We start from the raw sequence: 10398 nt of genomic DNA, 5'->3' as shown, positions 1-10398 counted from the left end.
CAGGAGCGCGAAAGATGCAAGTTTCCGAACTCGACATGATGAGCCTAAGCGGTCTTCTTGAGTTTCTGGCCTACGAGACATGTAAGCCGGACCCGGAAGTCCGCAAGAGCGCCTTTTCGGTTCTCGGTGGATTGATTGCCAACATGCACGCCAATCCGATTGATCCCGCCGACGCTCTTGCCGTGCAGGCGTTCGCCATCGCTCTTTTGAAAGAAGCCCCGATGTTCGCGGGAAGCCGCGAGGAAATGCTGAACTCGATAGCCATCATCACAGCTCTTGTTCAGGCAGTTGGCGTTGCTCTGGAGCGGATGACCGGGAAGCAGCTGTCAGATTACGCCTTCTTTGAAAACCCACCAAAGATAACTCAACAATAGAGAGGAGTCCGATAATGGCAGGTATCCGAGCACGCGTGGGAAGACTGGAGAATGCGTCTCATTCGAAGCTCCGGCGGTCAGTTGTAGTCGTAATGGCCGATGGTCATCCCCAGGAAGAAATCGGTGCATTTCTCACCGACAAAGGCGTTCACCAAGATGGGCGCCAGCCGATTATTATTTTCAACGCCGGCCACGCAAACATTGCGGGCGAGCGTAAGCCTTTGAGGATGGATTAGATGAGAGGCCTCGTATCGCGGCTAGAGAAGCTTGAGAGCGACAGAACCGGTGGAGCACGCCTCATCTTGGTCCAAACCGGCGCCGGCCATACGAGGGCTGACGTGTCCAAGATGCTGAAAGTTAAAGGCATAACCGAAACGCCGACAGATAGGGTTGTGTGCTTCGCCACGATCTATCTGGATCGTGATGGCAACGACATTCCCGCGGATTTTGAGCCCGAGCTGCTCTCCGTACACTGAAAACAATCAGGAAATATTTGAGCATGGCAAAGATAGGTGGAGCGAGACCAGGAGCAGGCCGGAAGCCGGGAACAATGAACCAGCGCACTGCGGAACTGGCCGCTGATATCCTCGGCTCGAAAAAATCACCCTTGGAATATCTGCTGGAGGTGATGATGGATGAAGCAGCAGATCAGAAGCGAAGGGATTGGGCCGCCGAAAAGGCATCAGCTTACATCCACCCCCGCCCCGCTCCTGTTGCACGACCGATCCAGATCAGCATCCCCAGCACTGCCACAGCGTCCGAAATCCCTACGGCTATCTCTGGCATCTTGCAGGCAGTAGGCAGAGGCGAGATATCCCCCTCCGAGGCTCAGGGCGTTGTTTCGATCATGGAAACTCAGCGGAAAGCGCTTGAGACTGCGGACCTGCTGAGACGCATCGAAGAGCTCGAAGCCGCTGCCAGCAGAAAATGATGATCTGCAATCCTCCTATCGGCTTTTATGCTGTCCGTTTGCTAGCGTAGCGACCAAGCTTGGCCGCGGTGCATAGATCGCAAATTGACTTCCGAAAGGTGGCAGGCAGTGAACTCATAGAACACATTGAGTTTGAAATATCCGGGTGGTAGCTTCCCGCCAAAGGGAGACGCCATGAAATACGATTACTTCGATGCGGACTATTTCCAGAACGGACAGACGAAGGGGACAGTCTACAACAACTACCTTGAGGTGGCGCGCACGTCGGCGATTTATCGAGAAATTGCGCAACTCATTTTCAATGTCTTCCGCCCGGTCCGCACGCTTGAAATAGGCTGCGCTACCGGAATTATAGTCAAGCATCTGAATGAGCTTGGCGTTGAGGCGCATGGTATAGATGTTTCCGAGTGGGCAATTACCAACAGAGAGCACGACAACGTCGTCCTGGCGGGTGCCGAACAGTTGCCTTATCCAGACGGACATTTCGATTTCGTATATTCTGTTCATGCCATGGAGCACATTCCCGCCCCGCTTAAGGATTCCGCTTTCGCGGAGTTAAAGCGGGTAAGCGAGAAGGCCGTTCATCTCCACATGCTGCCGATTGTGGGAGAAGGGCCATATTCGGGACCGAAGGAAATTGTTGATGAAATCCTTCACCGAGATCCGACGCATAGTCTGTTGGAGGGTATCGGCTGGTGGCGTCAGCAGTTCTCGGAAATTGGCTTCAACGCGGTGGGCGCATCTGTTTCGTTCGCCCACGAAAGCGGAAACGTTGACTTAGGTGTGAGCCAGCTTTTTGTTTCGAACTATGATGTCGGTCTGGACGTTCTTGACCGTCTCCGGGTTTGGAATGCGAACGTCGTCAACCAGATACGGTCAAATTATCTCGCCGCGAAGAGAGGATTGCATCTGCCAGTGGGCGCCCTTTCTGGCGAACACATTTTAACCGCTACGGGCGAATGGAACGATGTTGTATTCGACCCTGAAAATCTGAGGGTTAATCAGAACTCGGTGATGTCCGCTAAGGTATCGGTGGCCGGCGACACCGGTTGCTCGCTCCGGTTCTGTTTTGTGACCGAGGAAGGTGCTGAGGCCGATCTGTGGCGGGACTTCCCCGTTGGCACAAGCGTGTTCTCGTTCCAACTGTCTGACTTCTTCCCCAGGATTGGCTCTGTAGATCAATCGCCGGTTCGAAGAATCCATTTCGGCGGGGTTGCCAGCGCTGACACGACGGTTTCGCTATCTGTGACCGAGCAAGGCAACTTGGTATTCACCAGCTAATCGCGCATACGGCTAAGACATAGAAAATGAAAGGGTCGCCTTCGGGCGGCCTTTTTTATTTCCCTGGACCTAGGGCACTACTGTGATTTCTACGTTAGATATCCGGCGGCGTCTGATTGCGCTTGGCTACGACGGCACGACCGCGATTGCGTGGGGGGCCAGCGGGCGAGTACACGTCGCAGCAGACAATCATTGAAAGTTGATGGTTGGGCATACGACCGTCCTCCACACGAATAGGCGGAGCACGTAGCACCTCAGTTGTCACCGCCTACTTATTCGGTTGGTGGCAATAGATGAAGGTACTCTCATTTAACCGAGAGTCCACCATTGAGATTTGGGGGCTGAATTTGGTGGCGTTGCTCTCGGAGTATCCTTCCCCATTATCCTTCAAGACAAAGACTTCAAAGGTGCAGAAACGGGAGAGAAGGGAAATATCTTTCAATTCCAGACCAAAAAAGAAACCCGCCGGAGCGGATTCACATAGGACGTAATTCCTGTATAATTGGATTCGGCGGGAAACGCCGGAACACCCTTGGTTATCCTGAATTAGGGGATAGCAGTTGCATCGACGGTCGCACAATGGATTGCGATCTATCCGCGAGCAATGAAAGCAAGGCCGGGGCCCGCCGCCTACACCCTGTGACCATAATATCGGAATATTTGTTTTTGATCTTCCGTCAAAGGGCATGTCCAAGTTCGCCAAGGCAACAGCGTTAGGCCGACATTCGCGACCCCAGACCTTCCCGTCGCCATTCTCGGTTTCAAGGCTTTTGCAGGCTCAGTGCTCCAGTTCAATGCTCGGGCGTTGGCCGCTTGGTAGAAGGCACTCGCGACAATGTCGGCCATTTGGAGCCCGGCGTTTTGATTGTGGCGGATTACTTCGATGAGGTCCTTATCGAGCACACTGAATTTTGGCGCCCTGAAATCTTGGAAGAGACGGCCTTTCTCCTGCTGTATCCGAAGAAGTTCAGTGTATGTTTCGACATGCCTGTATGAGTGGCCGCCGCGCTCACTGAAAACCAGCTTAACTTTTCTTGGCTCACCAAAGTCCTGAAGAGATCTGGCCTCTACCCATGCGGTTACTCTCTCAAGCAAAATGCGAATACAGTAGTTATAGAAAAAATTATTCGGGTGCAGAGAGACCGCCGCCGCCTTTGGGTTACTGTATTTGCGCATGGAAATTTTGTTCGAGGAGAGGCAAAAGAACCTTGCGTTCTCTTTGGCGGCCTCTGCGCACACTGTCACACGCTGCCACGGTTTCAAGTTTTTGTAATGAATGTCAGGGCGCTGGGTGGAATTAATCCTCAACCGAGCGCGCTTGATGAAATCGATAGGTTCAGATTCGCGGCTGGCTTTGATGACGACGCAGCCAAGCGTGAACCATTCGGTCCCGCCTGAATTATCAACAGGAACGACCTTTTTTATTCCAGGGTCTCCTGCCTCATCGAAGTATGCAATGTATTCGTGATCCGGAATTAACACCAAGCCCCCCAGCTCGCTCACTGCTTTTTCACCTCGTCCCGTCGCTGGTCTTTAAGACCACGAAATTTCCCGTACGTAATACGCAAGATGGCACGCGAACTCTTAAATGCCTGCCAACAAACGGGGATAAATATCGCGGTCCAAATTCCGGTGCTTATCCAGAAATCAACCGGATCGTCCTCCTTGAGAAGCCAACCTGAACTGTGTAGGCGCCCCAGTTCCCCATGGTAAACCTCCCAGGCAAACGTCGAGAAAGTGACCAAAACAACGATGACCAGCGTAACGTGGATCCCCAAACTGGGCTCGCGGGCTGGTGCGTGTGATTCAATCGGCTTTTCATCCCCTTCGGCGCTCACGGTTTCCCCACATTGTTACTTTTGACGGGGCTCTGTCCTGAGCAGCCTTCAAAGCCTCGTTAGCCGCATCGCTGGCTGCGTCGGCCGCTGCGCTCGCTCCAGCCTCCGCCTCTGCTTGTTCCGCCGGCGTCCGAGTTGGATATCCTCCCTGCGCCCGCTCACCGATTGAGAACCAGTGATCGATAGTGAGCAAGCCTACGAAGACCACAAGGGCCACAATTGCAAACAGCCCGCAGATGAACCGTGCCAGTTTCATCATTTATGGTCCGTTACTCACTGCTTCTTCACCTCGTCCCGCTTCACCCGTCGAGGACGGTTTTTCACTCGCATTTTAAGGTACTGGCCGAACCTTGGAATGCCAAGCTCCTTGCATCATGAAGGATATGAAGACAGCAAAAGACGCAGGCGCCAAACCACCCGTGCATTCGTCTTCGAACTCAATATGATGAGAATTACCGACTTTCCCAATCACTCTATATTCCCGGCCTTTCTCGTGGCCAATTTCCTGCAACGCCTAACTAGATCTAGTAAGAAAATTCCGTCGGTTTCGAATGCAATCTTCACAGCCTTAACTCTTTCAACAGCCCAAGTTCATCTGCACATGCTACGGTCAACGTAGCTCTTGTTTCCGCTGGCGGTCAGATAGTAGCAACCGCCACGAGGGCCGGTATGGTATTGCCGGAACACGGAAGGGCGCCGGGGTTTGCTGGGCGTGATGTATCCGCCGCCTGAAGCGCGCGCACCGCAGCGTTTGCCGTCTGCCGCGATGCTGCCAGGCGTGGGACAATTACCAGTGTCATTTACGCTCGGAACGGAGACAGCCGCCGCCGTACTGGCGTTAACAGGCACCACTGATGGTTCGGTTAAAACGCGAGCAGCTGATCTGCCAAATGCGACCCGCCCTGTGTTTCCGTCAGCTAGATTTACCAAGCCCGTCCCGTCCATGCCGTTGGGAGACCTATAGACGGTAACGGTACCATATCTTCCGTCTGTACAAGTGAACGGAGCCGAAATGATCGGCCTTGTGTCGAGAGCGTCATAGTTTCCGGTGCAAGTCGTTGATGCCGTTGGATTGGCAACTTGAAATGTTCCGCCGCTCACAGCAGCAGTTGTTGTGCCGATAAGCGCTTCGCCGCTATCAAGTTTCACTGCTGCCGGCAAAGTTACCGACCCACATGCAGATAGAACCAAAGGCAAAATGCCGATCGCAAAATTTCGATACTTCATTGGATTCCCCAATCCCAAGCAGCAAGACAAACACGCAGAGAGATTGGAGTCGAGTCTACTCAACTAGAATTTTTATTAGGAAGACCAAAAAGACGTTTGGGCTCTTGCGGTTTCACCCGACTTCTGGAGATATCCTGCGGTGGGGACAAGCAGGGGCCAACTTACACATGATCCGGAATCTTTGGCAGCTTATCACATACCACCGTCATCGATGTGAGCTATGGGCGCTGCGTTTCAGTCGGAGCCTATCAGCTATCATTCGACCACCACCGATCATGCTGATGATAATGGCTCTGTATATTCTGGCTTGTTTGCCGGTCGTCCTGACATACGCCCTGTTGTTAGCTCTGGGGGTAAGCGAGACAGTCGCCTACCTTATAATGGCCATTCCTGCCGCGGCGCTTCTGTTTATAGTCGCACCTTGGTTTTTTCGCTGGTTTTGGATCGGCCTGAGCATGCAGTTCGGGAGCTTCAAAAGCGCCGATGCAAAAGAAAAGCAACTAGTGGCCTGGACAGAAGCATATGAAGCCCGTGCTTCTTAAGCTCCATCGAGCAAGATAAAAGACCCGCCGCATGGAGGGTTTAGTTGTGCAACCTGACAGGCTGCGGGAGCAGTGGACGTGGAAAGACAGCCCAACCAGCGCAGCACGGCTCGGTTTGGAACTCAGCCTCCTACTGCCTTCCGGACACAGACCTCGAAATCGGCAGTTTCAACGGAATGTTGGCACTTCTCTCTAATCTGAAATGCCTTCAGCTGCGCCTCATCTATCGGCGTTCCTGAAAGCGCTTTATGATAAAGGGGGTTCGCCTTAACGAACAACGCCACAGAAAAATGAAAGCCAAAAAGCCTTACAAAAGATTCTAGGAGGCATTCTCGTGAATCACCGCCCATGCTTGGGTCGATCAAAATTGATGCTTCACGGAAAATACCGTCAGAATTATTTTCATTTATCGCGCCGACATAACAGTAGTCTTTACGACTATCTACAACGTTGAAACTGGATCCGAAACCTGTGATTTTGCCGGATTTCGCATCTTTCAACACGCCCTTCCCAATGAGTATTGCAATATTTTTATTGTTTTCTTCCTGCGTGAAAGAGAGGAATTCTGCATAAAATTTGTACCATTCAGATATATATTCAAATAGTGGCTCACTGCCAGTTCCCGCTCTTACGTTGATAAAAGTTGGCGATCTGTAGTCGAAAGAACCTTTTTTGGCGGCACGCAGGATGTATGACTCAAGGACTGCGTTGATTGAGGCATCCTTTTTGGAGTCAGATGCATATGTGCGGGTGGTTACAAGGCAGCAGAAAACCACGGTGACAAACCAAGTAAAAAATATCCTTGCACCAACTAAAAGGCCGCAAAAGCATAATCGCTTGTACCAATGCATACGCGCCTCCGATGAATTTTGTCCCTGCGCCCGTCTCTGCCAGCCTGTCTTGCGGCTAAAGCCGAAGAACACCATTTAAGACAGCCGGGGTGTTCGCACCAGTGGTCCCTCGTGGATGCCCTCGCAGCTGAATGATTTTTCACCTTGTCGCGTTGACCCATCGCGCCGAACTAGAAGCGATTGATCTACCCCACTGCAGTTACACTACTGCTTAGCGTCTCGAACGTGGCTATCCGAAGGAGTGGCGCGTTGGGGAAAAAGATGCCCGTGGGCTTTGGCGGCAGATTGTGGTTCTTGCCGCCGGTAAGATCGATCCCCCGACGATGGCGCATGTCATTTCCGCTCGGCCTCGGGCTTCCAGCCGCGTGTAAAACCTCTGCCCATTGCTGCGGTCGCCAAAGCAAGTTGCATCCGCAAATGCTGGATGTCTTCCATAAGGGTCTCTATCGCAGCGCGGCTGTCTCCATCGTGCCATGCAATGATGTGATCCACCGGATCGGCTTCCGGTTCTCGTCTTTCTAGGCGCACGTTCGCATTCTCCGGTTCAAGAGTTCACATCGTCCCTGAATTTTCCGATAGGCACACGTCGCCGTGCCAAGCGATGTTCTTATTATGTTCTCATAGGCCAAGGAGTCAAGCCAGCCAATGACTGCTTTTGGAAGGGTGACGCTCGACATAAAAACCAAGACTGAAGAGCGGGGATATCGTGGAAAACCTTTTTTCGTCACGCTCTCTTACTCATCCAACGTCACGGTTGCGGCCTGGAGGTTGCCATGGATCTTTCTTTTCACAACAGAACCCTGACGATCAGCATGCAGGTCAAAGAGCGCATCCGGCGGACTGGGTACACGCCGAGCGGCTTCAAAGTCTGGACTGCTGAAGAGGACGAAATCGTAAAATCTCTTTACCCCTTGTACGCCGAAATGCAGTTGAGATTCCCCGAGCGTAGTCTGAAGGCGCTCCACGGTCGGTGCGAGAGGCTTGGAATCGCAAAGAAGCTTCACTGGTGGACCGGGGCAGAGATTTCAAAGTTGAGGCGTCTCTATCCAACCGCTTCACGCGTTAAAATCAGAGAGGAATTTCCGAGCGGGACCTGGCGGGCAATAGAAGCCGCCGCCAAGAGACATGGCATGAGGCGTGCCCGCCGCAAGTACAAAAGAACAGGTCACCATCTCATCGACGCGATATTAGCGAGGATCGAGGAAATAGGCTGGACCCTCCGGGATTTGGATGAGGAGAGCAAAACCGGCAGGTATTTTCGCAACGGCTGCTGGAGGCGCTCTAAGCCGAATTACGGTCGGCTCGCAAGAGCGGCCAAGGCACTTGACGGCAGACTTGTGGTCGAGTGGGCGGCATACAACTAACCGCCCATCCGGTCCTGCGACAGAAAACCCGCCGGCAACCTCGTACTACCAACTGGATGCAGGCCTGATTATCTGAATATCTCGCCGGTCGAGACATTCAGATAGAGCCGATTAGATATCGTCATTCCGCCGCAGTACGTAAAATAGACAGGCTTGTTCTTGTGGTTCATCGATTTCAGGAAGCCGCCGACATATTCGAAGTCCGATACTTTACAGGCACCATCATCAATTAATTTCCGCGCAGCCGTCACGAACGCCCCCTTGTACCTCTCGAAGTCGTCAGACCGTGAGACGCTCTGCGTAGTATCATCGGCTGATGCGGCGGATGACGCGAAGCAGAGAAGCAAAACTGAAGCCATCTTTTTAAATGCAGGCATTGCTCAGGCGACCTTCCGCGTTAACATCCGAATAATGAAAGATTTCAACGACCCCGCCAAGGCGCTATTCGTCCAATACTTCCTCAAGCTGTCCACCGAGCACCTTAACGCCACGCAGCAGTCACCGCGATTGAGAAAAGAACTCTGTTCATGTCACCGGTCTCGTTGCATCTGCCGCAAGCGGAAGCTGACCTCCGCCAGCGCGCCCAGAACAACGGCTACAATGAGGGTATAAAAGCCACGATCGATCAGGGCGCCCGAGCCTTTTGCCCCAGGCGCATAACGCGCCAAGGCTTCCTCGTACGGAAGAAGCCACTCTTGTGCGATCGAAATGCCTAGCCCAATTTTATATATACCCACGAGAAAGGCCAACGCCGCCAGAATGCGAGCAAGGTGTGAAAAAAACATAGCGTCCCCCAAAGTTGCAACTTGGCTTATGACGCAATGTGCGGACAGTATCCAGTCGAATTAGAGTGCTCCATCCGGCTCGTGATACCATCCATAAGTCTGGCGACAGATTTCAGTGTTGATCAGTGAAGCCTGGCGTTCTCCGAGCGACTGACGGGCTAACTTTCGCTGCGCGGGAACGTTTGCCGGTGTCTCTCGTTTGTCTGGTGCAAACAATAGGGAGAGAGACCATGAAATCACTAGCTGACATTTTCGAACATACCTTGCAGGATATCTATTACGCCGAAACGGCAATAACGAAGGCTCTGCCAAAAGTCGCCAAAGCGGCCACCAGCCCTGAACTGAAGCAGGCCGCCGAGAGCCATCTTGCGGAAACAAGGGAGCAGATAAGGAAGCTCGATCAAGTCTTTAAATCAATCGGCAAGAAGGCATCAGGTGAAAAGTGCGACGCCATCGAAGGCCTGATCAAAGAAGCTGACGGACTGATGAAAGAGGCTGAAGGCACGGCACTTGATGCAGGGCTTTTGGCTGCCTGCCAAGCAATTGAGCATTATGAAATTGCCCGCTACGGGTCACTGCGTGAATGGGCGAAGGATTTGGGTCATGAGGAAGCACACACGCTTCTCAGTGAAATTCTCGACCAAGAAAAGGCGACAAACAACAAGCTCACCAACTTGGCAGTTACTTCGATTAACAAGGCGTCTTCCAAGGCAAAGGCTGCCTGATTCAAATTACCCTTGGCCCCCATTGCGTTTAATCGGTGGGGGTCAGAGGGACGCAGCTGTTGCGGGCGGGTTAATGAGACTTTGAGCGACCATTCGATTGCGGAACTGGTTCGGAGTCCATTAACTCAAGCCGCGCCATCCGGCTCGTAGCGCCAACCGTAAGCCTGCCGCGTTACTTCTGCCTCAACCGCCTCCCAGAAGGCTGCCCGCTCGGTTTCGATCGCTTCGCCCAGCAGGCCTATTTTTGACAGCTGGCCGGTTATGGCTTCATCGACCTGCCGGCGGTAATGCTCCGCGCTCTTTTCCGTGGGCTTGTCGAGCATCTTGGCTGCAGTATCGCGAATGCGCCCTATCCGGTTGACCATGGGAAAGGGTATCAGCCTGCATTCCGGCTGCTTCCACGAGAACAGAGGTAGCTTGTCGGCATCGTTGCTCATGCGCTGCATTCCCTCACCAGAGTATATATAGCACTACGGAAAC

The 10398-nt window shown here is 52.9% G+C and carries 14 protein-coding genes; 8 read left to right on the top strand and 6 right to left on the bottom strand.

Going from position 1 to position 10398, the window contains the following annotated elements:
- Positions 1-14: 14 nt before the first annotated feature.
- The 5 genes from DA915_RS06145 (at position 15) to DA915_RS06130 (ending at position 2586) form a co-directional block, all read left to right on the top strand.
- Positions 15-374: a hypothetical protein gene (locus DA915_RS06145; protein ID WP_153064526.1), complete on the top strand. Its 360-nt coding sequence runs from the start codon at positions 15-17 to the stop codon at positions 372-374.
- 14 nt (positions 375-388) lie between these two features.
- Positions 389-610 (top strand): hypothetical protein, encoded by a 222-nt coding sequence (locus tag DA915_RS28640; RefSeq protein WP_153064525.1) that lies wholly within the window; start codon positions 389-391, stop codon positions 608-610.
- Positions 611-850, top strand: a complete 240-nt coding sequence (locus tag DA915_RS06140; RefSeq protein WP_107675398.1) for a hypothetical protein — start codon at positions 611-613, stop codon at positions 848-850.
- Positions 851-924: 74 nt separating this feature from the next.
- Positions 925-1305 (top strand): hypothetical protein, encoded by a 381-nt coding sequence (locus tag DA915_RS06135; RefSeq protein WP_107675397.1) that lies wholly within the window; start codon positions 925-927, stop codon positions 1303-1305.
- 174 nt (positions 1306-1479) lie between these two features.
- A complete protein-coding gene (locus DA915_RS06130) occupies positions 1480-2586 on the top strand; it encodes a class I SAM-dependent methyltransferase (RefSeq protein ID WP_107675396.1) in 1107 nt (368 codons plus the stop codon).
- Positions 2587-3216: 630 nt separating this feature from the next.
- On the opposite strand, the gene DA915_RS06125 is transcribed toward DA915_RS06130, so the two are convergent.
- On the bottom strand, positions 3217-4089 hold the full coding sequence (locus tag DA915_RS06125) for a DUF3800 domain-containing protein (RefSeq protein ID WP_107675395.1): 873 nt from the start codon (positions 4087-4089) through the stop codon (positions 3217-3219).
- On the bottom strand, positions 4086-4424 hold the full coding sequence (locus DA915_RS06120) for a hypothetical protein (protein ID WP_107675394.1): 339 nt from the start codon (positions 4422-4424) through the stop codon (positions 4086-4088). The genes DA915_RS06125 and DA915_RS06120 overlap by 4 nt, the downstream gene beginning before the upstream one ends.
- Before the next feature lie 1394 nt (positions 4425-5818).
- Between DA915_RS06120 and DA915_RS06110 the strand changes: the two genes are divergently transcribed.
- Positions 5819-6193, top strand: coding sequence for a hypothetical protein (locus DA915_RS06110; protein WP_192886421.1), 375 nt, complete (start codon positions 5819-5821; stop codon positions 6191-6193).
- Positions 6194-6315: 122 nt separating this feature from the next.
- Here the strand turns inward: DA915_RS06110 and DA915_RS06105 are convergent, their stop codons facing one another.
- Both DA915_RS06105 and DA915_RS06100 read right to left on the bottom strand, forming a co-directional pair.
- On the bottom strand, positions 6316-7119 hold the full coding sequence (locus DA915_RS06105; RefSeq protein WP_153064523.1) for a hypothetical protein: 804 nt from the start codon (positions 7117-7119) through the stop codon (positions 6316-6318).
- A gap of 258 nt (positions 7120-7377) precedes the next feature.
- On the bottom strand, positions 7378-7572 hold the full coding sequence (locus tag DA915_RS06100) for a dehydrogenase (RefSeq protein WP_107675390.1): 195 nt from the start codon (positions 7570-7572) through the stop codon (positions 7378-7380).
- 245 nt (positions 7573-7817) lie between these two features.
- On the opposite strand from DA915_RS06100, the gene DA915_RS06095 reads away from it, so the two are divergent.
- Entirely contained in the window at positions 7818-8408 is a 591-nt protein-coding gene (locus tag DA915_RS06095) for a hypothetical protein (protein WP_107675389.1), read from the top strand.
- A gap of 530 nt (positions 8409-8938) precedes the next feature.
- Here DA915_RS06095 and DA915_RS06085 read toward each other — a convergent pair.
- Positions 8939-9193 carry a hypothetical protein gene (locus tag DA915_RS06085; RefSeq protein WP_107675387.1) on the bottom strand — a complete coding sequence of 85 codons (255 nt, stop codon included), beginning with the start codon at positions 9191-9193 and terminating at the stop codon, positions 8939-8941.
- A 230-nt stretch (positions 9194-9423) separates the two neighbouring features.
- On the opposite strand from DA915_RS06085, the gene DA915_RS06080 reads away from it, so the two are divergent.
- On the top strand, positions 9424-9918 hold the full coding sequence (locus DA915_RS06080) for a ferritin-like domain-containing protein (RefSeq protein WP_107675386.1): 495 nt from the start codon (positions 9424-9426) through the stop codon (positions 9916-9918).
- A 125-nt stretch (positions 9919-10043) separates the two neighbouring features.
- Here DA915_RS06080 and DA915_RS06075 read toward each other — a convergent pair whose 3' ends face one another.
- Positions 10044-10355, bottom strand: coding sequence for a DUF6074 family protein (locus tag DA915_RS06075; RefSeq protein ID WP_107675460.1), 312 nt, complete (start codon positions 10353-10355; stop codon positions 10044-10046).
- Positions 10356-10398: the final 43 nt, after the last annotated feature.

This window comes from Agrobacterium sp. LAD9, from assembly GCF_003031125.1.
GTDB lineage: Bacteria > Pseudomonadota > Alphaproteobacteria > Rhizobiales > Rhizobiaceae > Agrobacterium > Agrobacterium radiobacter.
The sequence above is the reverse complement of the archived record's forward strand: the minus strand, read 5'-3'. Positions and strand labels throughout refer to the sequence as shown.

What these genes read in the sequence shown, in the direction of transcription:
- DA915_RS06085 (WP_107675387.1), bottom strand. Translation starts at nt 9,193, where the DNA reads ATGTTTTTTTCACACCTTGCTCGCATTCTGGCGGCGTTGGCCTTTCTC.
- DA915_RS06080 (WP_107675386.1), top strand. Translation starts at nt 9,424, where the DNA reads ATGAAATCACTAGCTGACATTTTCGAACATACCTTGCAGGATATCTAT.
- DA915_RS06110 (WP_192886421.1), top strand. Translation starts at nt 5,819, where the DNA reads ATGATCCGGAATCTTTGGCAGCTTATCACATACCACCGTCATCGATGT.
- DA915_RS06075 (WP_107675460.1), bottom strand. Translation starts at nt 10,355, where the DNA reads ATGAGCAACGATGCCGACAAGCTACCTCTGTTCTCGTGGAAGCAGCCG.
- DA915_RS06105 (WP_153064523.1), bottom strand. Translation starts at nt 7,119, where the DNA reads ATGGTGTTCTTCGGCTTTAGCCGCAAGACAGGCTGGCAGAGACGGGCG.
- DA915_RS06135 (WP_107675397.1), top strand. Translation starts at nt 925, where the DNA reads ATGAACCAGCGCACTGCGGAACTGGCCGCTGATATCCTCGGCTCGAAA.
- DA915_RS28640 (WP_153064525.1), top strand. Translation starts at nt 389, where the DNA reads ATGGCAGGTATCCGAGCACGCGTGGGAAGACTGGAGAATGCGTCTCAT.
- DA915_RS06095 (WP_107675389.1), top strand. Translation starts at nt 7,818, where the DNA reads ATGGATCTTTCTTTTCACAACAGAACCCTGACGATCAGCATGCAGGTC.
- DA915_RS06130 (WP_107675396.1), top strand. Translation starts at nt 1,480, where the DNA reads ATGAAATACGATTACTTCGATGCGGACTATTTCCAGAACGGACAGACG.
- DA915_RS06145 (WP_153064526.1), top strand. Translation starts at nt 15, where the DNA reads ATGCAAGTTTCCGAACTCGACATGATGAGCCTAAGCGGTCTTCTTGAG.
- DA915_RS06140 (WP_107675398.1), top strand. Translation starts at nt 611, where the DNA reads ATGAGAGGCCTCGTATCGCGGCTAGAGAAGCTTGAGAGCGACAGAACC.